This window comes from Shewanella sp. NKUCC05_KAH, assembly GCF_019345585.1.
In the GTDB taxonomy this organism is placed as follows: domain Bacteria; phylum Pseudomonadota; class Gammaproteobacteria; order Enterobacterales; family Shewanellaceae; genus Shewanella; species Shewanella oncorhynchi.
In genome coordinates, this window is sequence record NZ_JAHKQZ010000017.1 from 93,964 (window position 1) to 118,881 (window position 24,918).

A 24,918-nucleotide genomic window follows, 5' to 3' on the forward strand; every position below is an offset into this window, starting at 1 on the left:
ATGTCCTTATGTGGTTTTTATAGGTTGTTATTGGGTCCAGCGTTTAAAAATCAGCGAGGTATTAATGCCGCCAAAGGCGAAATTATTACTCATCACATAATCTGTGTCGATTGGGCGCAGTTCGTTGCGGATATAGTCCAAATCGGCACATTGTGGGTCGATACTTTCAAGATTAAGTGTCGGCGCAAACCAGCCCGCATTCATCATCTCAATACTCACCCAAGCTTCTAGCGCGCCGCATGCGCCTAAGGTGTGGCCCGTGTAGCTTTTAAGGGATGAAATCGGCATACCAGCACCAAAAACTGCATGGGTCGCGTGGCTTTCGGCGATGTCACCGCGATCCGTTGCCGTGCCGTGGGCGTTCACATAACCTATGGCGCTAGGCTCAAGCTGTGCGTCTTTGAGCGCCAACCTGATGGCGATTTCCATGGTCTGCGCATTCGGTTGGGTGACGTGTTGGCCATCTGAATTCGTGCCAAAACCGACTAACTCAGCGTAAATCTTGGCGCCGCGCGCCTTGGCGTGTTCGAGCTCTTCAAGCACCAGCGTACAGGCACCTTCGCCAATCACGAGGCCATCACGGCTCGCATCGAAGGGGCGTGGCGTGAGTTCGGGAGTGCTGTTTTTAGTGCTAGTGGCAAATAAGGTATCGAACACGACGGCCTCTGTGGGGCAGAGTTCTTCACCGCCGCCCGCCAACATTAAGGTTTGATGACCGTATTTGATGGCTTCATAGGCGTAACCTATGCCTTGGCTCCCCGAGGTGCAGGCGCTGCTAGTGGTGTGAATTCGGCCCTTTAAGCCGAAAAATACCCCCACATTTACCGCTGTGGTGTGTGCCATCATGCGGATATAACTCGTGGCGGTGACGCCCGACATATCACCGGTTTTCAACATATCGCCAAAGGCGATGATGGCATCGGTACTGCCAGTGGACGAGCCATAGGCGATACCCATTTCACCCGAGGACACGATAGGATCGTCCAACAATCCCGCATCGATTAATGCAAGTTCACTGGCGCGGGTCGCCATGATAGAAACCCGACCCATAGAACGAATTTTCTTGCGCGAATAATGGCTTGGCACTTCAAAGTCGCTAATGGGCGCAGCTAAACGAGTATTGAGGCCATCGTATTTATCCCAGTCACCCATAGTGACGACACAGTTTTTCTGCGCCTTAAGGCTCGCCGCTATCGTCGGCCAATCATGGCCCAGGGCGGTAATGCCGCCAATGCCAGTGACGACCACTCGTTTCCCTAAGCGGGTTTGATTTGTCGGCTCGCTCATTTAGATCATGCCTCCATTGACCGATATCACTTGGCGAGTGATATAGGCGGCATCGTCAGACATTAAAAATGCGGCTAAGGCGGCGATTTCACTGGGTTTACCCATGCGGCGCATCGGCACTAATTGCTCGACCATATCCTTAGGAATATCGGCCACCATGTCGGTTTCAATCAAGCCGGGAGCGATACAGTTGACGGTAATTTTGCGTTTTGCCAGCTCTAATGACAGTGCCTTAGTTGCGCCGATAATACCCGCTTTTGAGGCGCTGTAATTCACTTGGCCACGGTTACCCGCAATCCCAGAAACTGAGGCTAAGGTGATGATGCGCCCGCCCTTTCTACCTTGTACCATAGGCATGACACAGGGGTGGATGACATTATAAAAACCGTCCAAGTTAGTGTGGATCACGCTGTCCCACTCGCTTTCTGTCATAGCGGGAAAGGCGGTGTCGCGGTTGATGCCAGCATTGAGGATCACGCCATAATAGGCACCATTGGCCTCGATATCGGCTTCAATGGCTGCTCTGACGGTGGCGCGGTCGGCGACATCAAATTTCAGCAGGCTCACATTCACCCCAAGCGCGTGGATTTGCGCGGCAGTGTCATCGGCAGCTGCTTGGTTACTGTGGTAATGCAGGGCGATATCGAAACCAGCAGCGGCGAGTTTTAGGGCGATAGCTTTACCAATGCCGCGGCTCGAACCGGTAACTAATACTCTGTTATTCATCTGTTTTCTCCACCCCATTTTATCGTTATGTGTCGGTATGGGGTTTCATGTATTTATGGTAAAAAGGTCGCTTGTTAAGGCGCTTTAAGGCTTTTTTATCTACATCATAGCTTTAGTGCCCAAGACTTCTATTTGCCGCGTCTTGATTGCCTGCAAGGTAGGCTTGTGTGTCCTGAGGTTGGAACACATTTACATTGGCTTGGGCCACTAAGCTCTTTTCTAGCTCAGTGCCGGCTTCGGGCAGCAGATAAATTTGGCAATCGAATACCGCTAATCCCGATCCCTCTTGATAGAGGCGGCTGACTTGGGTGCGATAGGTGCGTCCGAGCTCATATTGCTTGGCATACAAGGTTAATTTGCGCGATCCCAATAGAAACCCAACGCGGATTTTATCATTGCGAAGCTTTGCCTCAACCCCAGCAAGGGCGGCAATACTTTGAGCCATATATTCGATACCCACATAATTGGGTACGGCTTGATATTTATCATCGAAATAAGGGCTCTTGGCCGTGATAGTGACTTCGGTCTCTAGGTTATCGCGCCGATAGCCAATGACTTTATCGAGCAAAATCATCGGTGCCCTATGGGGAATAAAATCGGCAATATCCTGTTCGGCAAAGGGTTGGTTAATCTTAAGTAACTGCATGGTACTAGGCCTCGTTACGGCAGAAAATCAGGCTGGCATTACTGCCGCCAAAGGCGAAGGAATTGCTCATCACATAATTAAGCGCGCCCTTAGCGGCGACTTGATGGCGCTCGACTAAGGCAATGGACGGATCCTGTGGATCGACTTGTCCGTCCCATTGGTGGGGCGGCAGGGCTTTGCCGTGATTATGTGCTGAAAGTAATAAATAACAGAAGGCGGCTTCAATGGCGCCAGCGGCACCTAAGGTATGGCCGACTAAGGGCTTGGTCGAGCTACAAGGGGGCGTGTTCACGCCAAACACCTCAACCAGGGCGCGGCTTTCCATCGCATCATTTTTAGGCGTGGCTGTACCGTGTAAGTTTATGTAACTAATGTCTTTTGCTGCAATGTGTGCATCTTGCAACGCCGCTTGCATGGCTTTGATCGCGCCTTCGCCTTCGGGGTGTGGCGCCGACATATGGTGCGCATCGCTCGACTCTCCAATACCCGCTAGCATGAGCTCTGACTCGCCTAACGTCAGGACAAAAAGCGCCGCGCCTTCGCCGATATTGATGCCATCACGGTTGATACTAAAAGGATTGCAGTGGCCTTTCGAGACAGATTCTAAGGCGTGAAAACCATTGACTGTGAGTTGGCATAAACTATCGACACCGCCGACAATCACAACATCACAGAGATTCGCCTGTAATAGGCGTTTGGCACTGGCAAACACTTTGGCGCTGGATGAGCAGGCGGTTGAAATTGTGTAGCAAGGGCCATCGAGCTCAAAATATTGGCGTAAAAAGTCGCTGGTGCTGCCGAGCTCCTGCTGGAAATAGTGGTAATCCGCCGGAAAGTATCCGTGTTGATTGCGGTAGCTCAGCGCGGCTTCACCTTTTGAAATCCCTGACGTGCTTGTGCCTAGCACAACACCAATACGGGCATGACCAAAATCCCGTTTCGCTTGTTCAACTGTGGTCGCAATTTGCAGTGCGGCGCACAGCAGTAATTGGTTGTTACGGCAATCGAACTGAATGAGTTTTTCGGGAATGGTTGGTAGCGCTGTCGTCACGGGGGCAACTAAGGTTGGATGCTCGAACAGCAGAGTGTCACTGCGCAGCATCGCACTGGTATCACCGGCGATCAGGCGGCCTAAAACCTGCTGGGGATCTTGCCCTAGCGGGGTACACAATCCAATCTGTGTAATAGCTACTCTGTTCATTATTGTGTGTCTTTTTACCATGGCACAGTTAAGTGCGGATGCTAACAGATTAAATAGGTTCGATTTCTAGCTCAAATTTAGCTTGTGGCATAGTTAAGCTGATGTGGGCTTGCCAAAGAGCATCGCCGATATTTTGTTTATAACGGATTTGCACCACATGGGTTTGCTGGCCGCTTTTACTGATCAAGGTATCTTGACTATAGATCTGGCGACAGGGGATTGTATTCACTCGGGTGCCTTCAAGCGTATCGCCCTGATTTCTCCCAACCGTATCGCAAAGACCTGTGACTAAATGACCACCTTCTAAATGGACGCGAATACTCTGCTCAGGCCAATAGATCAGTTGCATCATCGCCATTAAATACTCAGCTTTAAAATTGTCTCCTAGCAGCACACTTTGTTCACTGCTGAGTGTATTACCATCATAAACTAAGGTAAACAAAGCCTGTCCGAGTGGCGCTAAGCCAACGAGCGTCATGCGCTCATCCTCTAACTCTAATTGAGTGAGCAGTTCGTGGGACTTATCACCCACTTTAATGCTGACCTTTTGGCTAAAGGATTGGGGTGAGGATACGCCCGTTTTGCTCTCGGTTTGCGGGCTGCTAATGTCCGCAGGTTTGGCCGTCGGCTTAGTCAGAGGCTTATCGGCTGCGGGCGCAAAATCATGGGGTAGTGGCGCCAAGCAATAACGCATGTCTTTAGCGAGGCCGACACAGGTTTGCCTGAACAGCAGTTCGCTACATCCCGTCAGCCCCAGACTGATGATCAGTAGCGCGGGGAACATTCGCCATTTCGCGTCAAAGTTAAGCGACATGCGGTTACGCCTCTGCAAATTCAGGAATGGCAACTTGGTTTTGGCACAATTCGACCACCATGTTCAGGCGGCGCTCCGAGTCTTTAACGAAGGGATTATTGAGGTCCCAAGCGTAGCCCGCCAGAATCGAGCAAATCATTTGCTTGATGCGTGGATTCGGTTCTTCATAGAAGATCACATCCTGAAAGCGGCCATCATACCAAGCTTGCACATAGGTGCGGAAGGTATTCACCCCCTGCATTAAAGGTGCTGAGTAATCGGCTTGCCAGTCAACCGTTTCGCCATTGAGTTGTTTAGTCACACATTTTGCCGCCATCGATGCCGATTGCATGGCGATAGTGACGCCGGAGGAAAATACCGGATCAAGGAACTCGCCGGCATTACCCAGTAGGGCGAACTTGTCGGTCGCAAGCCGTGACACATTGGCTGAATAACCCTTGAGTGTGGCGCATTCTTGCACCACCTTAGCGTTTGCCAGTAGGGCTTTTAGTCCTGGTTCTTCATTGACTATGTTCATCAATTGTTGCTCAAGCGAACCTTGTAAACGCGCAAGTAATAGCGGTTCTGCCACTACGCCGAGTGAACAACGGCCATTGCTAAAGGGAATGAGCCAATACCAAATGTCTTTATGCTCAGGGTGGACACTGATTAAAATCTTATTTCGATCAAAGTGAGGATCGCTGATGTTGTCTTCCACATGGGTAAAGATGGCGCTGCGCTGTGGTAGGCAAGATGGACTTTCTAAGTCGAGCAAGCGGGGTAACACGCGGCCAAAACCACTGGCATCAAGCACATATTGGGCGCTGATTTGATAAAGCTCGCCCTGTTCATTGCGCACCATTAAGCATGGATTCTCGGTTAAATCTATCGCCTCGACGGTTTCACCGTAGCGGATGTCGACCCCTTGGCTTTGGGCGGTATCGGCTAACAGTTTATCAAAACTAGCGCGCTGCACTTGGAATGTGGTGCCCGGCCCTGGGGTAAATTTATCGGTAAAATCGAAGGTGGTGTAAGTGCCATTGCGACGAAAGGCGGCGCCATTTTTATGTTGGAATCCGGCGGCATTGAGCGCATCTAACATGCCGGCTTCTTCGATAAACTGCATGCAGCAGGGCAGTAAACTTTCACCGATGGAGAAACGGGGGAAATGTTGTTTTTCTAACACAAGCACGCGCTTGCCTTGTTGGTGTAGCAAGCTGGCGGCAATGGCGCCTGAAGGTCCTGCGCCGATAATAGCCACATCGACGGCAAGTGAATTTGGCATAGCCGATAAATCGTGAGCGGGTGTAGGCATGTAAAGTACGTTCCTTGTCGTTATCAGGACTTTTTAGTCGTTAAAATCAGTGGCGAAAGTAAAAAGGTTAAACCTATACCTAGTGACAGGGTTAAACCAAAATAATGAATCGCTTGGGTCTGGCTAAAGGCGAGTAAACCAAAGGCTAATAGGGTCGAGCAGGCGGACATAAATACCGCCATCATCACTGCCTTGCCGTGGTTTTGAGCAGAGGCAAAGAACAAGCTGTAGTCTATCCCAATTCCGAAAACTAAAATGAGCGCGAGTGCATGGAACAGACTCAGCGGCGAGCCCGTTAAGCCTAAGGTTGCAAGCGTTAGCAAGGCCGCAAGGGCTGGAACGGCAACGACAAGCGCGGCTTTTTTAATGCCAAAATTCAGGCTAAACAACAAGAGTGCGATACCGAGTGCGAGCGCTAACAGCTTTAGGGTTAACAGTCGGTAATGGCCCATGACGGCGGAGATATCCGCGACTTTATCGATAAGTTTTACGCTTTCATCATGGGCAAAGCGCGCCTTGATCGCGTCGATCTGTTTAATGCCGCCAAGCAAGACAATGGCACCATGCTCAGCGCTCGCGCCACCATCATTTATCGCGCCGCCATCATTTAGCGCGTCATAGTTGGTGGCCTTGCCATTTGGTGCTAGCCACAGCGGTGCGAGTTGCTTGCCTGCCTCTAGCGTAAAGAAATCCGCTGGACTGATATATTGCTCTTTAGCCGCTAAGTAGCTTGCTTGCAGCTCTGGCTTTAAGTTCTCATCCAACCCAAGGTTTGTGAGCACAGTATCTATCTGAGTTTGATAGATTTCGCCCTGTAAGCGATAAGCCGTGTCTTGCCTTTGATGGCTGGGAAGATACCGGCTGAGGCTGACGTAGTTGCCTAACTCTTGGTTCGCAATAGCGGCATCGAGCTGTGGCGACACTCGCTCAAGCTGTTGTAGTAGTGCTTCTTCACTCGCGGCGCGTACCAGTAAGAATTGATTATCTGTGCCGCCACTGAGTAGCTGCCTGAGCTTATTTTCAGGTTCAGTCACGCTCGCGGGGCTTTGCTGTAAATGGCGAATATCGTCATCGACGGTTAACTTGTTTACGCCAACCAGACACCACATTACTATCACTAAAGCAAACATGCTCATGCCTAAAGGCGTGGTCAATCTGTTGGATAACTGAGTGAGGTTGGCAAGGTACTTCCCCGCTAACGCTAATGGGCGGGAGCCCGATGGCAAACGACTTCCCGCTAATAGTGGGTAGGCGAGAATGAGGGTGAGATAGGCCCCGAGCAGCCCCGCGGCGCAGAAAATCGCCACTTGCTGCATTCCAGGAAACGGCGCTAAACCTATGCCCACATAAGCTAAGGCACTGGTGATAAAGGCAAGTGTCACAGTGGGGAATATATGCGCGACCGTCGCCTGAGCGCTCCGCTCGGTATCGCTTAAGCGCTCGCAGTAAAAATGAAAGCTGTAGTCGATGGCAATGCCAATCAAGCTAGTACCAAACACTAAGGTGAGTAAATGCAGCTCGCCAAACACGCTTAAGGTAAAAGTTACGGCCAGCAACAGCCCGCTGGAAATGGTAACGATTGCCAACAGTAGCGGCATTACGGAGCGAAACGCCAGCCAAACTAAGGCTATCACCCCAAGTAAGGATGCAAGACCAAGGTTCGAGATTTCACGCTTAGCCGTTTGGGTCGCCGCAATCGCGTGAAACAGGGCGCCAGCCTTAAGCAGGGTAATATCGGGATAGCTTTGTTTAACCGCATCCAATCCTAGGGTTAATGCCGTCATCTGCGCCAATTGCGCATTGGGATTAAAAGCACTTTCTTGGCCCTTTGCCATAACAACCGCAGCGACATTATCGCCTTGATTAGCCAGCAGAATACCTTGGCTGGCTCTGACTTTTGAACTCGGCGCGAGGGCGAGTAAATTGGCGGGGAATAACAGCAGCGGATCTTGGGCAAGCAAGTTGCTATTGGCGTAACTAAAGGCGTTGTAAAGCTGCGCTGTGGTCGCTTCAATCAGATTTCCAATGTCTTTCGTTGTTAACGCCTCAGCTTGTGGCGCTGTCAGTAATTTAAATCTGTGGGGGAAATAGTATTGCCCTAACGCTTCACCAAGCTGCATATCGGCGCTGCGAATCTCTGTGAGTGCAGCATTTTTTCCAGTAGCAACAAGGTCAGTTTCAAGCTTTTGCATCAACAGCTTAGCCGCAGCGATTGCCGTGGTTTCATCCTTGGCGACGAGCGCAATATAGACTTGATCGGCGAGCGTCGCTTCAACTTGGTTAAGGGCGCGCTCTGTGAGTTTGTCCTGCTGTAAATGGGGCAGCATGGCGAGAATATCGCTCTGCACCCTTGCGCCGTTTTGCCAGAGTTGCAGCGTCCATAGACTGGCTGACAGCATCAATAGCAACCAAATGGCGAGGCGCCATTTAGGGGATGATTGTATTAGCGCTTGATTGGCGCGCGCGGTGAAATTGGCGGCCATGGTTAAGGTTTACTCGCCTCTACCGCCAACGCATACTGCGCCAATTCGGTTTCGCTGAGTGTGCCTTGGGAAAGCGCACTAAAGTCGATGCGGGTCATATCCTGTGGGCTCACACTCGGCGCTGCGCTCAGTAGCACTAAGGATTGCAACACATCGCTCCCCTCTAACACCATATTGGCGATGGCTTTTTTCATTAAGGGATCTTTGGGCGTTAGGCCTAATTGCCATTGGCCGTCTGTGTTCAAGCTTTCTGTTATGAGGAAGTGCAGTTCGAAGTTCTCACTTAAACCGGAAATATCACCGCCGAGCATAGCGCGCACTAGGCTGGGCAATAAATCCCCCATAGCGGCTGCGCTCGTCGAGGCATCGGCCTTGCTGACCTGTACTCTACCTTGGCTATCACGCTGAATCAGTTGCTTATCTTTTAAAATTAGCAGGGATTCGAAGGGCTTTATTTGCTGCCAAATAAGTCCTTGGGTCTGATCGAAGATAAACTGACCTTGGCTGATTAACGGCTTTTTGAGCACTTTTAACTGCCGAGATTGCACAAAGTGACCTCGCACCGTTTCGCCCAAGTTAAGTTTTTGGCTTAAGGCGACAAGCTGCGCAGTATCTGCACTTTGGCTAAAAAGTGTTTGATAAGCGCCGGGCGCGGCTAAAGTCTCAGCCTTGAGTGGCAGGCTTATCAAAGCAAAAGCTAAGCAGAGGAGTAATGCACACTTCGCCAGCACAGGATTCTTCGTCAGCGCAGAGCTCTTGGCGAGTACTGAGTTCATTAGTCTTCAACCTTAGCGAGCAGGGTGGCTATTTTGTCACGGAACACCTCTGGGGTAACAAAGCACAATTCTTGGGTACTCATATCGACCGCCGCTTGAATGGTATAACCCTTAGTGATGCGCGCACCCGTTTCGACATCGCGAATTTGATAATTGATCTTTAAGCGGTTTTCCCACTCGACTAACTCGGCGCGCACTGTGATTTTTTGCTCGAAGGTGCTGGCTTTGACGTATTTAATCTGCAAATCGATAATAGGCCACGCATAGTTAGATGCTTGCATTTGGCGGTAGTTGTAGCCCAACTCATCGAGCAGTTTGCAGCGAGCAATCTCGAAATAACGCAGGTAATTGCCATGCCAAGTGATCCCCATGGAATCCACATCGTGGAAGGGGATTTGCATTTCCATATCGATAGTGAGCAATGATTTCATCGGCACACTTCCCATTCGCCTGCTTGGATTTTAGCTATGGTTTGGCGCAGCACGGCTTCAAGCGGTCGGTCTTCGATTAAGGTCTCAAAATCACCGCGCACTTGGGCGAGTGTTTTCGCCAATGAAGGCGTGAGCGAGGCTTCGTCCAGTTCATTTTGGGCGATACGTAAACCAATACCTTGGGTCATGGCGAGCAGGGCTGCCGCAGCGACTTGTTCGGTCAATTGCAGCACGCGCATACAGTCGCGGGCGGCGATAGTGCCCATGCTCACCTTGTCTTGGTTGTGGCATTCGGTCGAGCGCGAGAATACGCTGGCGGGCATAGTGTGCTTGAGCGCTTCTGCTGTCCACGCTGATACGCCAATTTGCACTGCTTTAAAGCCATGATTAATCGCGCGGCGCGGGCCGGTTGAGCCGGATAAGTTAGCGGGTAAGCCATTATTAAACTTAGGGTCCATTACCAGTGCCATTTGGCGATCGATAAGATCGGCTAAGTTGGCCACAGTATTTTTCAGTGAATCCATCGCAAAGGCGATATGGCCGCCGTAAAAATGGCCACCGTGGAGAATATGCTCGCCTTCGCCATCGACAATCGGGTTGTCGTTGGCGCTGTTGACTTCGGTTTCGATAAACTGACGCATAAACGGCAGGGCATCCTGCAACACACCGATAATGTGCGGTGCGCAGCGGATGGAATATCTGTCCTGCAGCCTGTCCGAATTGCGCGGATGTTCGTGGTGATTTAAATCTTCCCGTATCCAAGTGGCGATTTGGTTTTGTCCCGGATGCGGTTTAGCGGCAAATAAGATTTCATCAAAATGGTTCGAGTTGCCTTTTAACGTTAACGAAGCCATAGCGGTAATGCGGCTACTTAAGCGGGCAAGATATTGGGCGCGATCGAAGGCTAAACAGGCCAAGGCCGTCATTACAGCCGTGCCGTTCATCAGGGCTAAGCCTTCTTTTGGCCGCAGGACATGCGGGGTGATGTTGAGCTTAGCATAGACATCTTGAGTCGCTTGGCGTTCACCTTGGTAGATTACTTCGCGCTCACCGACTAACACGGCGGCTAAATACGACAGCGGTGTTAAGTCACCGCTGGCGCCGACCGAACCTTCTTCTGGGATTACAGGGACTATGTTGAGATTGAGCAAAGTTTCGATGCGCTTTAATAGTTCATAGGTCACGCCAGATTTGCCAATAGCTAAGGAGTTTAAACGGCAAGCCATCACAGCGCGGGCCTGCATTATGCTTAAGGTCTCGCCTAAACCGCAGCCGTGGAAGCGGGTTAAATGTAGTGGCAATTCGTGGACCAGATCTAAGCTCACATTGACTGTGCAAGAGTCGCCATAACCAGTTGTTACACCATAAACCACGCCTTCTTCGTGCAGCAGGCTATCGATAAAGCGCGCACCTTTTTGAATATATTCTTGATAATCCGCATCATCACAGAGCTTAACTGGTGCGCCCTTGGCGACGGCAACCACTTGTTCTAAGGTAAGAAATTGACGGCCGAACTCAACAGTCTTTAAGTCTGATTGATTCTTTGAGTCGGCGGCTTGGGTGTGGCTCATGAATGACTAGTCCTGTCTGTCTTATGATCCTGCTCTGGGATCTGCGGTGATGTTGACTCTGCTGTTACAGCATCGGCTTGTACTGAATTGGTTGATGCGCGTTCTAATTCGCTGTCTTTACGCCAAAAATCGAAGAAGTTAAACCATTGCAAAGGCTCGCGTCTGGCAAAGTATTCTAAACGTTCGCTGTAGCGATTTACCGCCTGCTGTAATCTGTCCATTCTGCCCGCTCGCGGGCCTTTTAGTGTTTCGGCGAAGCGCTCTAAATGCACCCGATAACGGCCCTGTTCCCGCAGGCAAAACATTAAAAATACAGGGCAATCGAGTAAACCTGCCAAAATAAACGGCCCTTGGGGAAACGCTGCGTCTTGCCCCATAAAGGGCGCGTACATGACGCGACCTTGGGGATTCGGCGAGGTTCTATCGCCCGCGATCACCACCAGTTCACCGGCTTCTATCTTTTGCTGCAACAGCATAGACGTCGCGGGGTTAAGCTCGGTCACTTGAATAAGATTAAGCGTGCTATCAGGGTTTAACTGCTTGAGTACCTTATTGAAATTTTCAGCATGGCTCGTTAACACCATGACGTTTACTTTGACCTTGCGCTGGTGGATGGAAATGGCGCGGCAGAGCTCTAAATTACCGAGGTGCGACACTAATAACACGGCGCCTTTACCGCTTTCGAGTTGGTCGGCCAGCACTTGGCGGTCTGGGAAATCCACTTGGCTCAATTGGATGCGATCGCACCACGCATCGATTCTATCGAGTGCGGCATTTCCAAAGGCTAAAAAGTGATTCAGGCTATCGCGCCAGCCTATGGGCTGATTGAGCTTAGGATGTTGCGGCTCAAGCATTTGCACGCGGCGCAGGAAATCTAACGAGGCTTCGCGGGTGACTTTGCCCGTGAGAAAGAAATAGCAAATCACCGGATACATAATGGCGCGGCACAACCAATGGCCGCCAATACGATAGCTCTCGGCGAGGAGTTTGATGCCCCAGTAACTGCCGCGCTCCTTCATGCCCGACCAATGGGTGGCTGAAGTCGATGATGTTGCTGACGAGCAATGGGAGTTTTGCGCGGCTTGTCGCTGTGATTTACGCTTCAATAGCCAAGGCAGGCGTTTGAGCATGCCGAAAAACAACTTGGTATGCAGTTTAGTGATGCGCACATTGTCGGCCACACCTTGAAAGTGACTAACACCACCTTCGGGATAAATCACCTTAGTCGGCTGGAATAAAATTTCCACCCCTTGCCAGTAGAGTTTAACCAGGATTTCGATATCAAAATCCATTCGCTCCGTTAATGCTTGCTGGCACAGTAATCGCTCTGTGGCGGCGAGGGGATAAACGCGAAAGCCACACATAGAATCTTGAATATCAAAGCTTAAGGTTTCGACCCACACCCAAAAATGGGTGAGATAACGGCCATAAAGCCTGCCCTTAGGCACGGATTCATCGTACTCGGGTTTGCCTGAAATCAGTGCATCGGGTTTAGCCTGCGCCCTTGCTACCATAGCTGGAATATCGGCCAGATTGTGTTGACCATCGGCATCGACCTGCAGTGCATGACTAAAGCCATCGCGGTAGGCTCGGCGTAGGCCCGTCATCACAGCTGCGCCTTTACCACGGTTGTAAGGATGCAGCAGCAAAGTCACCCAAGGATAGGTTTTAGCTAAGGATTGCAGTAGATAACGGGTTTCGTCATTGCTGCCATCATCAATCAAATAACAGGGCAGATTAAATTGGGCGAGTTCGGCCAAGGTCTGGGCAATTGCGGCACTGTGATTGTAATTGGGGATCACTAAGGCGAGCTTAATGGGCGCCGACTCAACTAAGTCGCTGGGAGGTGTTAGCACTGGCTCGCCCCATCGCTGCTGTTAACTGGCGAGATATCGAAGGCGATACGACCTGACGCGTAGCGGTTTTCACCATCGCTATAGGCGAAGGTGAGTTTCCCCTTAGCCACATTGTTGCTAATGCTCAAAGTGACTTCTTGCCCCGGCAGTATGAGTTGCTGAAACTTAAGCACTTCTAAGTTGGCTACGGCTTCGCAATAGCCGAAATATTGGCAGCCTAAACGCACCGCCCAATCTAATTGCGTCACGCCTGGCAGTACGGCTTGCTCGGGGAAATGTCCCTTAAAAGATTCAAGGTCGGCCGCCACTAACAGACGTAATTCAATGTTATCCATGCCGATATTGGAATGCAGGATCGGCGGTAAACTCGATTTAATCATGGTCAAATAACTCGACTAACTGGGCAGTGACACGCTTACCCTGAGTGTTAAGCGGCAAAATATCGGGATAACGCCAGCGGCGAGGCAGCGTGACTCGCTCAAATTGCGTCAGTAAATGTGCTTTTAACGCATTGTTGATACTGAGTTTTCCCTGCTCTTGATGCACACTGCGGCCAAGTGCGGAGAGGGTCACGACCGCGCCCAGTTGGGATTTAAACTGCGGCAATACGACAAGTGCCGCTTGCTCAACATAGGCGTGACTGCCTAACAGCGTTTCCATTTGCGCCAGTGACAGGCGTTTCTCTTCAATCTTAACGATGCGATCGAGTCGGCCCTTGAGTCTAAACTGGCCATTTTCGGTCGGTTCGATTTTATCTTCGCAGCGCAACCATTCATCGTCGGCTAAATAGGGTGATTTAAGCAGTAAGGCTCCGTCGCTAGGGTCTTGATCTATCGATATTCTGTCAAACACTTGCCAAGGTTCATCGGCCTCATGCTGACGGCGATAGGCGATACCGCCCGTTTCTGTGCTACCAAAAATCTCGATGGGCAGATGGCCATAGCATTGGCTGATCCCCTGAGCCGCCGCAAAACTTAATGGCCCGCCGGAGCTAAACACTAAGCTGGGTGAGCGCAGCTGCCGCTCGTGCTCTAAGGCCTTAGGTAAACGCGATAACTGGGCAGGGCTACTGATCAAACATAGGTTTGGCAGTAAGGCTGTGTAATAGCTTAAGGTTTCTGGGTATTCAATCTGCTCGCTTAAAAACGGCCGACTGGCGGCGAGTGGCCACAAAATCTTGAATAACAGGCCATAGATATGCTGGTGGGAAACCGTTGAAACCACACTGCAATGGGGTAAATGTTCGGCAAAGGTATGTTCGAGCACTGAGACTTCAACGTCTAATTGCTGAAGTGTTTTACGGATCGCCTTAGGTTCGCCACTGCTGCCGGAGGTAAATAGCACAAGTTCGCCGATAGCCTCGCTCGCTGGCCAAGGTTTGCTCGGTAGGCTCAGCTCTTTTCTCAGTAGAATAAAGGCCTGACTTTCACACAATGGCTTGTCCGACAATATGCCTTCAAACTGGTGGGTTAACTCGCTCAGCGTGCCCGTTTGGGTGTTGGCTGGTAAGATAATTTCCTTGCCTGCTAACAGCGCCGCACATAAACCCACAGCAAACAGATCGCTGGTATCACTCGCGAGCAGCCATTTTTTCTCTGGCGCGGCCAGCAGTTGCTCGTAAAAATACGCCACCTGATTGGTAAATAATGCACCCGTGACTATGTCGTGGTGATTAAAGCTGATCAGTTGTTGGGCAAAGGGCCCTTGGGTTAACCAGTTTTTGAGTAGCTGTGTCATGTTTTCTTCAACCAAAAGCTGCGATATAACCATTCCCCACCGAGGAGCAGTCCCATGAGTACGTATGCAATCAAACCGTTATACAAGGTCCAGGTTGCTAAGCTAGTAAAGCCAGCGGTGTAAGCCGCCATAGTGCCATTGAAGATAAATAAGCCGCACCAAAGTAGCGTGACTTTTTTAAGATACCCAGTGGCTTCATCCGGTAAATCGGGTTCTTTCAAACGGGCTAAACGTTCGATCATGCTAGGGCCAGTGTGCAGTGAATAACTGAACAGCGCCAGCATAGTGAGATTTATCACTACTGGGTAATACAGCAGCCAATCACTGCGCTTGGCAAGATAACTGCCTGCCGTGAGCACAATCCCCACCAATAGTGGTAAAACTAATGTCTTAACCCTTTGCTTTTGTAGCATTAGCCGCACTATCAGCAATAAACACAGCACGAGCGCTATGGTGCCAGCAGGCAAGTAACTGAGCCCTAAATACACGGCAACGGGGTAGGCCAGCAAAGTTAGGGCGGTTAAGACCTGTAGCAAGGCTCGCATTAGGTTTTAACTAAACCTTCGATAGCATTAATCACATCGTTGATTGTGCGAACTGATTTAAATTCATCGGGTTGGATCTTTTTACCTGTCAGTTGCTGCAGTTTTATCACTAAGTCGACTGCATCAATACTGTCGAGATCGAGCTCTTCATACAGGTTGGCCTCAGGCGTAATCGCCTCGGCATCAATTTCGAATTCGTCCACTAAAATAGTGGTCAGCATAGCGAGGATTTGTTCACGATTTTGCATATTCCTCTCCTATGGACGCTGTGATTCGATAAAGCGAGCTAAGCTGGCAACACTGTGGAAATGGGCCTTAGTGGCATCCGAATTGGCTTCGATTTTGACATCAAATTTTTTCTTGATGGCTAAGCCGAGCTCGAGGGCGTCGATAGAATCTAAGCCTAAACCTTCGCCAAATAGCGGCGCATCGGTTTCAATATCATCAATGCTGACGTCTTCTAGATCGAGACAGTCGATGATTAACTGCTTTATTTCATTGTTTAAGTTCATAATTATTTTCGAGTTGTTGTTTATAGTAATGTTCAAGATCCCGCGTCAGCTGCCGGGCCATTTTTGCATGCTCACCTAAAGCCGCTTGGTACTTCTGGTAAGAAACGATTGTGCCGATTTCAACGGCCATTCCCATGGTTTGCCTTGGGATTTCATACCAAGGTTGCTCCTTTGTCAAACCACGGACATTGGTACGTAGTACCACAGGTAAAATATCCGCTTCGGCCCTTAAGGCGATATTGGCAGCGCCGCGGGCAAAGTGGTTAATGGTCGCACCGACCACCGTACGCGTGCCCTCGGGGAAGATAATTAAATTGGTGCCTCTTGCGAGCACTTCGCGGCAATCCTCTAGCATCAATTCGGCGCCGCGATTGGGAATATAACCCGCGCAGGACACCACCCCCCGCAAAAATGGATTCCGCCACAAAGCTTGTTTGACTATGCAGCCCGCATTGGGCATGAGACTTATCAATACCACCACATCGACTAAACTGGGGTGGTTGGCAATGACGATAACACCTCTGGTATCATGTAATTTTTGTGCATCGTGGCTGCTGACCTTAATCACACCTGCCCAAGTGAGCATGGCGACAAAGCCTTTGAACATTAAATGCACGGCCTTTTGTACCCGAATAATCCGCGCCTCTGGTGTGCCTGGCCAAAAACGCAGTAGCGGCAGAATGGTCAGGGAGCTTAATAAGCCGCCTAAGCCAAAGGCGATATAACAACTCACGCCACCTAGCCAACGTGGCACATAATTCAGCCCTTCGCGGCGAGTTTCCGGCAAGGTATAAGCGGCATTGAGCATTGAATCTTCATGGCCCTTAGCGGCGTCATGGCTGTGGGCTGCATCAAACATGCTCAAGTCTCCAATGCCATTGGGATAAGCAGCCTGAAATATTTTGCGCCGTTGCTAGGGCGTGGATAAATGCACCATAGGTCAGCGGATTTAAAGCTGTTGCCTTAGAAATGCGGCTCACCGTGAGCTTGGCCGAAGCGGGTGTATCGAAGGGCGCGAGTTGTAGGCCTAGGGCCAAAGGTAATTCAAATTCTTGGGTAAACTCATCGTACACAGGAGGCACTGGATCATCACCGAAGACCAATAACAATGGTTCTGGCGATTGATGTAATTGGGCGAAGGCTTCGACCATAGCTTGGGACAGGGTTTCTGTGCCCGCCGCAACTGAGGTTGAAGGCGCGGTATTGGCCGCCACTATGCCAAAAATGCCGCTGGCGGTGTTGTGCACCGACTGACTAAAACCTAAGGGCGATAAGGGCTGTTTGGCGATAATGTCTTCGAGCAGGCCAATGGTGCGCTGCAACTCTCCATGGCGCGAGGCAAAAATAGAGCGACAATTTGCAGGCATTTCGCACTGAAAACTCACCTCTAACATCATCTTAGTCAAGCGACTAAAGCGGCGGCGCTGCATGGCGGGAATTTGTTTGAGTGCGGGAGCGGTGGTATCCGACTGTGGTGGCGTATCGAGATTGAGCTCAGCCGAACTCTCGCACCAAGTTTGCCAACTTTGATGGTGCTGATATTGGGGGGCCCAAGCGCCCCAAGAGAGAATGCTGAATGTTAGTTGCACTACTTTGCCTCGACACTAAATTTAAGCTGTCTTAGTTATCCCTAATTAAGTTAGAACATTAATGGATTGTCATACCATAGTGAGGAGTATACGCGTTAGAAGAATGACGCTCGAAATGCCCTCTACAGCGTGGTCATTCTACACTATGCCCCTTCTTTTTATGAAGCCATTTGCATTGTGCGGGTTAACGGAATGGGATCAAGTGCTGTGATTTGCAGCACTTATTCGACATTGAGTAACAAATATCGCAGTGGCTATCTGATTGCGCAGACGCTTTAACTTACAGGTTAAAATGAAAAAAGGCGCACTGAGCGCCTTTTGGCATGAGCTTGATAACCTATTGCGACAATTGATTCTCGATTTTACGCAGCGCTACTTTCAACTTGCGAGTATTTTCTGGACCCATACGGATCAACAGTTTTTGTGCACTGGGTAGTGCCTCTAAGTTAGGGTCAACGAATTGATAGTTAACGCTAATTGAATTCAGCTCAATCGGATCTTCAATAATAGGTGCTGCGAGTAACATTTTAATCGCTTGCAGCATTCTGTCGTTAAATTTGGCGTTGCTGTAGCCGAGTTCGGTAAATGCTTCCTCTAGGAGCGGCGTCAGTTGCTTGTAAGTTGTGATTAAGCTCTGTTCGTCCATTTTGGCAATCGAGTCAACATAGGCATCGTATCTGTGGAAACCCTCAGGATTTAAATACACTTTGTTGGTGATTTCTGAGACTGAGAACAGCTTCTCTGGTCCTTTAAGTGGGCTAACTTTACGGGTTAATTCACCCTGAGCTAGGTTATCCACGAATACCACAAATTGGCGGACGAGATCTTGCTGCACTAACGAAGAACTCAGCACATTGTTATTGATCATGGCGAGGGCTTTTTGTTGCACAAATGCATCACTTTCAGCCAGCACAGGCACAGGTTCTACGACAACTTCAGGCTCTGCCACTGCAGTGGTTTCAGTGCTATTGGTGTTCGTTTCTGTAACGGCAGGCGTCGTCTCTGTGGTTTCAGGCTCTGGCGCACTTTCGAGCGTCATAGGTTCAGATGGCGGTGTTTCAGGCAATACAATAGGGGCGTTAGGAATGAGTTTAGGTGAGTCAGAATCACCGCTGTAGTAATAATATCCTCCGGCAGAAAGTAGCACGACGAGCACTATCGCAAAAAGCGCAAAGCGATTGCTGCTAGAAGAAGTCTCTTGAGGTGTTATTCTATCATCTTGATTAACTTGCATTTTACATCCTTCGCTTGAGTGTCAAGGTAACTTGGTGAATACATGCAGCTAACATTAAAGTGCAAGAGCGGGCTATTTGAAGGCCGCAGGTTCATTTTGCAAGTTTCCATGCGCTTGTCTATAGCGCTTAGCTGAACATAAACAATTTATTTCGAGTAAAGGCAGATGTTACGCCTCGTCCTTTACCCTTTATATTTACGGCTTAAGCCTGCACATAGTGCTGCCTGTGCCCGAGCCAACGTAAAATAATTGCATCGACCTTTTCGGGGGCTTGCGCCATTACATGGCTCGCTAATTTCTGAATGTGTGGGATCAAAGCTTGATCGCGCACCAGATCGGCAATTTTGAGCTCAGCCAGTCCCGTCTGCTTAGTGCCAAGCACTTCACCTGGGCCACGAATTTCTAAATCTTTCTGCGCTATGATGAAACCATCATTGCTTTGTCTGAGTACACTCAGTCTTTGGGTGGCTGTATGGCTCAACGGCGCCTTGTAGAGTAACACACAATGGCTTGCGATGGCGCCTCGACCGACTCGTCCGCGCAGTTGATGCAGCTGTGCTAGACCTAAACGTTCAGGGTTTTCAATGATCATCAGGCTGGCATTAGGTACGTCGACGCCCACTTCAATCACGGTTGTCGCTACCAGTAGATGAATAATGCCTGCCTTAAAGTCGGCCATGATTTGCTGTTTCTCGGCGCTCTTCAATCTGCCATGCACTAGGCCAATATTGAGCTCGGGCAGGGCGAGGCGCAGTTCTTCGGCTGTGTCTTCGGCGGCTTGGCATTCGAGCACTTCGGATTCTTCAATCAGAGTACACACCCAATAGGCCTGACGTTGGTCGCTGATGACGGCGTTACGCACCCGTTCAAGCACTTCGTTACGGCGTAAATCAGCAATCGCCACAGTGGTCACTGGAGTTCGCCCCGGCGGCAGTTCATCGATAATGGACGTGTCGAGATCTGCATAGGCCGTCATCGCCAGCGTGCGGGGAATAGGTGTGGCTGTCATGATCAATTGATGCGGGTGGAAACCTTGGTTCACGCCCTTTTCCCGCAGGCCTAAGCGTTGGTGTACGCCGAATCTGTGTTGCTCATCGATAATAATTAACGCGAGTTTGCTAAAGACCACATGCTGCTGGAAGATGGCATGGGTGCCAATCACCATTTGGGCTGCGCCGGATTCAATATCCGCAAGGGATTGGGTTCTGGCCTTGCCTTTAAGTTTTCCCGCCAGCCAACCGACTTTAAGTCCGAGTGGCTCAAACCAAGCGGCAAAGTTAGTTGCATGTTGCTCGGCCAATAACTCGGTCGGTGCCATCATGGCAACTTGATACCCGTTTTCAATCGCTTGTAATGCCGCCATCGCCGCGACTAAGGTTTTACCTGAGCCCACATCCCCTTGCACTAAGCGCATCATAGGGTGCGGTTTTTCTAAATCTTTGCCTATATCAGCCACGACTCTTTGCTGGGCGCCAGTCGGCTTAAAGGGCAAAGCCGCGAGGAAGGGATTGAGCAACTGCCCCGTGGCCTGCATGGTGACAGCGGCATCTAAATTACTGCGCTGCCTTAGGCGTAACATGCTGAGATTGTGGGCGAGTAATTCTTCCTGCACGAGTCGTTGCTGGGCTGGGTGTTGGCCTAGCTCTAAATCGAACTGAGAGATCCCCGCAGGAGGACGATGTAGCGTCTGCAGCGCTTGTTTAAGGCTGATGTTGTTAGGTTGCAATTGTGGTGGCAGCAGCTCAGTTAAGCCACCCTCTTCCAGCAATACCAAGGCTTGCTCCGTCAGCTTTAGCCAACTCGCCTGTTTTAAGCCCTCAGTCGTGGGATAAATCGGCGTTAGGGTATCACTCAGGTGAACATCTTCACCGGGATACACCACTTTATATTCTGGATGCACTATCTCAGCTTGATGACTACCACGGCGCACTTCACCGTAGGCGCGGATGATCAAACCATTTTGCATGGCATTACGCTGAGCAACGGAAAAGTTAAAGAAGCGCAGGCTTAAGCTGCCCGTATCGTCGCGCACATTGCAGACCAGCATGCGCTTGCGGCCTTGGATGATTTGTGTCGATTGGATTTCAGCTTCTATAGTGCCATAACCGCCTAGGCTGAGGGCGGCAATGGGATAGATTTGGGTTCTATCTTCGTAGCGCAGGGGTAAGTGAAACAGCAGATCTTGTACTGTTGTGATGCCGAGCTTTGCGAGTTTCTCCGCGACCTTTTTGGCGACGCCTTTGAGGTCGGTGATCGGAACAAGATCCAATTGCTGCAAGTCGTTAGCACTCAATCACTGTGAATTTATACATATATTAACAGAGAATAAGCTTAAGGCAATCTCAAGGGGAATTAGGGTGTTATCAAATTTTGTTTGGAAGCATAGCTAATATCTTTCTGCGACCTTAAGGCTGCAAAATTGTTGATAAGATATCGTTAGGCTGAAAGCGTGGTTAACTGTGAGTGTTATTACAACCAGCCTTTTTGTTTGGCGATGCGCGCTGCATCGATTCGATTGCTGGCATTGAGTTTGGCTATGGCTTCTGAGAGGTAGTTGCGAACAGTCCCTTCGGCGATAAAAAGAGTTTCGGCGATGTCGGAGGTGGATTTGCCTTCGCTAGCGAGGCGAAGAGCGCGGCGTTCTTTGTCGTTGAGTGGGTCGACATCGCCAATCGCCATCATCGCAAGTTCAGGATCGATCACTCGTTTTCCCGCCATCACTTGTTGAATCGCGTTGACTAAGGTTTCCGAGGGCGCATCTTTAAGCAGAAAGCCGCCCACACCCGCTTCGATGGCACGTTTAATATAGCCCGCACGGCCGAAGGTGGTAATGACCACTATCTTGGTTTGGCTATGTTGCTCCTTTAACCATGTGGCCAGCTCTAAGCCTGTGCGGCCGGGCATTTCGATATCCGTTAGCAAGAGATCAAAGCTTTGCTGTTTGAGTAAGCTTAGAGCTTCGTCGCCGTCACTCGCTTGGGTGATACTAAAACCCCCTGCAAGCGTAAGGAGTGCGGCGAGTGCTCCTCGCACCATAGCTTGATCTTCCGCCAATAAAATCTTCATTAATGTGTTGCTCCCTGCAAAGGTAAACTGACGGTAAAGGTATATCCCTGTTCGAGATTATAGCTCAAGCTGCCACCTAAACTGTCGAGACGCTCGCGTATACCTGTGAGGCCATTACCCTCTATAAAAGGTTTGGCCGCGGCATTGTCTTTGACTTCGAGCAGCAGGCGGTCTGATTGCTTAGAAAAGTGGATAGAGCATTCACTTGCACCGCTATGGCGGAGAATATTATTAATAAGTTCGGTGAGGATCAAACTCAGTTGGCTTTCTGTGCTTGCACCTAGCTTGGGTAGCTCACCACTGAGCTCGACACTTAAGCCTTTATCCCTTAAGGATTTACAAAGCTGCGTCACGCAACTCTCTAGGCCCTTGTGTTTGTAGTCTGACACTGTGTGGCGGATCTGGCTTAAACTTTCCCTCGCAATTTGTCCTAGCTCAATCAATTGGGTTGATGCGAGTTCATATTCTTGTTTTGCGATAAGCTTTTCGGCTAGCTCAGCCTTAAGGGCGATGGAAGAAAGGCTATGCCCCATAATGTCGTGTAGATCCCGCGCGATACGTTCACGCTCAAGCATAGTGGCCAAGGTGGTAATTTCTTGGGCACTTTGCTGTTCTTTCAATTTATGCCGATAACGTCTGCGTTCGGCGACACCAAACATGCCCACGCCGAGCACTAATCCCGAGCCGTAAAGCGGAAAGTAGTAACTGTTAAAGTGGTAAATCTCATTGAGGGCAAACAACAGGCCGATGAGTGCTGTAATAGCCAACAGACAGGTCCGGAGAGGATAAAAAAAGCCAATGAAGAAAGCGGCAAAGGTAAATAGCGAGATAGAGCCTGGGTTGATTGGTGTGATCGCTATTGCTATGGCCACCATAATGAGAATGGGCAGATAGGCGCTACGGCTATTGCACTTATAAGTCCAAAAATAACTGGCAATAAAAGGGATTAACACAGCAAAACTGAGGGCGATTTTCCAACTTGGATAGGGATTTATGGCAAGTGGGATCAGATAAAACACTAAGTTTATCAAATACACCCAAGCAAGTTTTCGTTCGAGCTGAAGGGGAGTGCTTATCATGATGCCTCTGTGTCACTGAGTTGGTTGTTGAATGCCCACCGATGGCATCTTGTTTTAATTTATTCTTTTTAGGGATTGGCGCTATCGTCAGCGCCATAGATCCCCGTTAACAACTTTGTCTATTTTGTACTTAATTGCTGATTTTTTTGAAGCAAAAATTTTGCCCAACCGTAATCTGCTTGTACTTTGATCGCTTGTTGCCAATCTTCAATCGCGCCTTGGCTATCGCCTAATTCCTGTTTAGCGAGCCCGCGCCACGTGTAGGCTTCGGCTTCACCCCAGCAAATGTTGTCGCAAGGCTGGGCGAATCTTTCTATGGCTGTAGTGGCTAAGGTCTTAGCATTTTGCATGCTGCCGCCAAATATGGCTGGCGTGTTATAGGCGGCGATGGCTTTAACAAGCGCTACCCGTGGATTTTGTGGTTCTAATTGTTCGGCACCGGCAATCGCCTTGGCGGATTTCATGCCGAGCGTTGCACCTTTGCTATTGTCTAAGGCGATTTGCATGCCATAAACCGACGATAATAGCGCGAGGGATTCTGCATTCGCTTGGCTGGTTTCGAGTGCTTCTAATGTGGTTTGCGCTGCACTCAGTGCGCTGCTAGCGAGTGTTTTCTGCCCCATTACATTGGCACTGATGGCTAAGCGATAGTTCGCATAGGCTTTATCATAATCTTGAGTGCTGCCGCTCAGTTGTTGTAATTGCGTTAGATTCATCGCATTCGAGGCCGCGTCTACGTTGGTGATGCTAGTGTTTGATGGCGTTGCTGCAAACGAGTGAGTACTGATAAGCACAAAGCTGGAGGCGAGGAGTAATGTTTTCATGGTATTTCCTTATTGAGTGAGTTTCCCAATGTTTGGGTACGGGCTCATTATCAGAAATTCGATAGAAGAAGTGCAGACACAAAGGTCATGGCTTTGGCATGACAAATGTCATCAGTTGAGTTGTGTGCTTATATTTTTTATGAGGTGTGCTTTAAAGAAGGTGCGTGATGAATAAAGGACTGCAATACCTAGAGAGCAAAACACCGGAGAGGCTCCGGTGTTTTTTTATCGTAAATGAGCAGCTAAGTGTTATACCACAGCTTGAGTGCTCGCTTGGTTTATTAGGTAGCCCAAGTAACCTAAGTAGCACAGTAGTAATACTGAACCTTCGCGGCGGCCAATACGAAATCCTGTCCAAGCGAAAGGTAAAATCATGATGGCAAATGCCAACATCACGATGAAATCAAAGGGTTGGAAGCCAAGTGATGATACTGGCTGTACTATTGCAGTAATACCTAAAATACCCAAAATATTGAATATGTTAGAACCGACAACGTTACCTATGGCTATGTCACTCTGACCTTTCAGTGCCGCGAGAACAGAAGTTACTAACTCTGGCATACTGGTACCAATCGCCACGATCGTTAAGCCGATAATGACTTCACTGATACCGAAGGTCTTGGCTAAATCTACTGCGCCGTTGACAAACAAAATACCGCCACCGACTAACATACCAATACCGACTAAGATAAATAGGGCTGAAAGTAGCGGATTATTTGGACCTGCTTCAATCTCTTCCTCTTCATTACCATTTTTCGAGCTGATGTAACTAAAGGCTAAATAACCGAACAGTAGTGACAGCAATATCACACCGTCAATTAGGCTGAGCTCGCCATCTAACAAGAGTGCCCAGAACAACATAGAAGCCAATATCATCAAAGGGATATCACGCTTTACGACTTGAGATTGCACTTGAATAGGGCGGATAAGTGCGGTGATGGCTAAAATCAAACCTATGTTAGCAATGTTAGAGCCAATAACGTTACCTAAGGCGATACCGCTGTTTCCTGCTAGAGCAGACTTTACACTCACAGCAAGTTCTGGTGCGCTAGTACCAAAGGCTACAATAGTTAAGCCTATGATAAGTGGCGTAATACCTAAACGTAGAGCGATTGAACTCGCGCCACGAACTAGGGCTTCTGCGCCTAAGGTTAAAATAATAAAACCGCCAATAATCGATAGTGTAATTAGCATCGTTAGACTCTGTTAAACCTAATATTGAATGGAAAAGTACAAGGGAATTGCCC

Annotated in this window: 24 protein-coding genes; all 24 read right to left on the reverse strand. The window is 49.6% G+C overall.

Going from position 1 to position 24,918, the window contains the following annotated elements:
* Nucleotides 1–27: 27 nt before the first annotated feature.
* On the reverse strand, nucleotides 28–1,287 hold the full coding sequence (locus KO533_RS15730; RefSeq protein ID WP_219255042.1) for a beta-ketoacyl-ACP synthase: 1,260 nt from the start codon (nucleotides 1,285–1,287) through the stop codon (nucleotides 28–30).
* Nucleotides 1,288–2,013, reverse strand: a complete 726-nt coding sequence (locus KO533_RS15735; RefSeq protein WP_219255044.1) for a 3-ketoacyl-ACP reductase FabG2 — start codon at nucleotides 2,011–2,013, stop codon at nucleotides 1,288–1,290.
* Nucleotides 2,014–2,125: 112 nt separating this feature from the next.
* The gene (locus KO533_RS15740; protein WP_219255046.1) at nucleotides 2,126–2,659 is read right to left on the reverse strand and encodes a hotdog family protein; all 534 of its coding nucleotides are present in this window, start codon (nucleotides 2,657–2,659) and stop codon (nucleotides 2,126–2,128) included.
* A gap of 4 nt (nucleotides 2,660–2,663) precedes the next feature.
* Complete coding sequence (locus KO533_RS15745) at nucleotides 2,664–3,881, reverse strand: beta-ketoacyl-[acyl-carrier-protein] synthase family protein (protein WP_219255048.1); 1,218 nt, start codon at nucleotides 3,879–3,881, stop codon at nucleotides 2,664–2,666.
* A 28-nt stretch (nucleotides 3,882–3,909) separates the two neighbouring features.
* Nucleotides 3,910–4,674 carry a DUF3261 domain-containing protein gene (locus KO533_RS15750; RefSeq protein WP_219255050.1) on the reverse strand — a complete coding sequence of 255 codons (765 nt, stop codon included), beginning with the start codon at nucleotides 4,672–4,674 and terminating at the stop codon, nucleotides 3,910–3,912.
* A 4-nt stretch (nucleotides 4,675–4,678) separates the two neighbouring features.
* Nucleotides 4,679–5,968 carry an NAD(P)/FAD-dependent oxidoreductase gene (locus KO533_RS15755; RefSeq protein WP_219255052.1) on the reverse strand — a complete coding sequence of 430 codons (1,290 nt, stop codon included), beginning with the start codon at nucleotides 5,966–5,968 and terminating at the stop codon, nucleotides 4,679–4,681.
* A gap of 23 nt (nucleotides 5,969–5,991) precedes the next feature.
* Nucleotides 5,992–8,451: an MMPL family transporter gene (locus KO533_RS15760; RefSeq protein ID WP_219255054.1), complete on the reverse strand. Its 2,460-nt coding sequence runs from the start codon at nucleotides 8,449–8,451 to the stop codon at nucleotides 5,992–5,994.
* A gap of 2 nt (nucleotides 8,452–8,453) precedes the next feature.
* Nucleotides 8,454–9,227: an outer membrane lipoprotein carrier protein LolA gene (locus KO533_RS15765; RefSeq protein WP_219255056.1), complete on the reverse strand. Its 774-nt coding sequence runs from the start codon at nucleotides 9,225–9,227 to the stop codon at nucleotides 8,454–8,456.
* Nucleotides 9,227–9,658 carry an acyl-CoA thioesterase gene (locus tag KO533_RS15770; protein ID WP_006086613.1) on the reverse strand — a complete coding sequence of 144 codons (432 nt, stop codon included), beginning with the start codon at nucleotides 9,656–9,658 and terminating at the stop codon, nucleotides 9,227–9,229. Before KO533_RS15770 ends, KO533_RS15765 begins: the two co-directional genes overlap by 1 nt.
* A complete protein-coding gene (locus KO533_RS15775; RefSeq protein ID WP_219255058.1) occupies nucleotides 9,655–11,229 on the reverse strand; it encodes an aromatic amino acid ammonia-lyase in 1,575 nt (524 codons plus the stop codon). The genes KO533_RS15770 and KO533_RS15775 overlap by 4 nt, the downstream gene beginning before the upstream one ends.
* Complete coding sequence (locus KO533_RS15780) at nucleotides 11,226–13,085, reverse strand: glycosyltransferase family 2 protein (RefSeq protein WP_219255060.1); 1,860 nt, start codon at nucleotides 13,083–13,085, stop codon at nucleotides 11,226–11,228. The genes KO533_RS15775 and KO533_RS15780 overlap by 4 nt, the downstream gene beginning before the upstream one ends.
* A complete protein-coding gene (locus KO533_RS15785; protein WP_168826513.1) occupies nucleotides 13,079–13,465 on the reverse strand; it encodes a thioester dehydrase in 387 nt (128 codons plus the stop codon). The genes KO533_RS15780 and KO533_RS15785 overlap by 7 nt, the downstream gene beginning before the upstream one ends.
* Nucleotides 13,458–14,822, reverse strand: coding sequence for an AMP-binding protein (locus KO533_RS15790; RefSeq protein ID WP_113941116.1), 1,365 nt, complete (start codon nucleotides 14,820–14,822; stop codon nucleotides 13,458–13,460). The genes KO533_RS15785 and KO533_RS15790 overlap by 8 nt, the downstream gene beginning before the upstream one ends.
* Nucleotides 14,819–15,367 (reverse strand): hypothetical protein, encoded by a 549-nt coding sequence (locus KO533_RS15795; protein ID WP_113941115.1) that lies wholly within the window; start codon nucleotides 15,365–15,367, stop codon nucleotides 14,819–14,821. Before KO533_RS15795 ends, KO533_RS15790 begins: the two co-directional genes overlap by 4 nt.
* Nucleotides 15,367–15,615 carry an acyl carrier protein gene (locus KO533_RS15800; RefSeq protein WP_011787696.1) on the reverse strand — a complete coding sequence of 83 codons (249 nt, stop codon included), beginning with the start codon at nucleotides 15,613–15,615 and terminating at the stop codon, nucleotides 15,367–15,369. The genes KO533_RS15795 and KO533_RS15800 overlap by 1 nt, the downstream gene beginning before the upstream one ends.
* 9 nt (nucleotides 15,616–15,624) lie before the next feature.
* Nucleotides 15,625–15,879, reverse strand: coding sequence for a phosphopantetheine-binding protein (locus tag KO533_RS15805; protein ID WP_011787697.1), 255 nt, complete (start codon nucleotides 15,877–15,879; stop codon nucleotides 15,625–15,627).
* Nucleotides 15,863–16,738: a lysophospholipid acyltransferase family protein gene (locus KO533_RS15810; protein WP_219255062.1), complete on the reverse strand. Its 876-nt coding sequence runs from the start codon at nucleotides 16,736–16,738 to the stop codon at nucleotides 15,863–15,865. Before KO533_RS15810 ends, KO533_RS15805 begins: the two co-directional genes overlap by 17 nt.
* Nucleotides 16,731–17,468: a beta-ketoacyl synthase chain length factor gene (locus KO533_RS15815; protein WP_113941113.1), complete on the reverse strand. Its 738-nt coding sequence runs from the start codon at nucleotides 17,466–17,468 to the stop codon at nucleotides 16,731–16,733. Before KO533_RS15815 ends, KO533_RS15810 begins: the two co-directional genes overlap by 8 nt.
* A 337-nt stretch (nucleotides 17,469–17,805) precedes the next feature.
* A complete protein-coding gene (locus KO533_RS15820; RefSeq protein WP_219255063.1) occupies nucleotides 17,806–18,702 on the reverse strand; it encodes a DUF3014 domain-containing protein in 897 nt (298 codons plus the stop codon).
* Between the two features lie 202 nt (nucleotides 18,703–18,904).
* Nucleotides 18,905–20,980, reverse strand: coding sequence for an ATP-dependent DNA helicase RecG (gene recG / locus KO533_RS15825; RefSeq protein ID WP_219255066.1), 2,076 nt, complete (start codon nucleotides 20,978–20,980; stop codon nucleotides 18,905–18,907).
* Between the two features lie 191 nt (nucleotides 20,981–21,171).
* Entirely contained in the window at nucleotides 21,172–21,768 is a 597-nt protein-coding gene (locus tag KO533_RS15830) for a response regulator transcription factor (RefSeq protein ID WP_113941110.1), read from the reverse strand.
* Complete coding sequence (locus KO533_RS15835; protein ID WP_131523997.1) at nucleotides 21,768–22,847, reverse strand: sensor histidine kinase; 1,080 nt, start codon at nucleotides 22,845–22,847, stop codon at nucleotides 21,768–21,770. The genes KO533_RS15830 and KO533_RS15835 overlap by 1 nt, the downstream gene beginning before the upstream one ends.
* Before the next feature lie 119 nt (nucleotides 22,848–22,966).
* Entirely contained in the window at nucleotides 22,967–23,671 is a 705-nt protein-coding gene (locus KO533_RS15840; protein WP_219255068.1) for a tetratricopeptide repeat protein, read from the reverse strand.
* Between the two features lie 249 nt (nucleotides 23,672–23,920).
* A complete protein-coding gene (locus tag KO533_RS15845) occupies nucleotides 23,921–24,865 on the reverse strand; it encodes a calcium/sodium antiporter (protein WP_105251158.1) in 945 nt (314 codons plus the stop codon).
* Nucleotides 24,866–24,918: the final 53 nt, after the last annotated feature.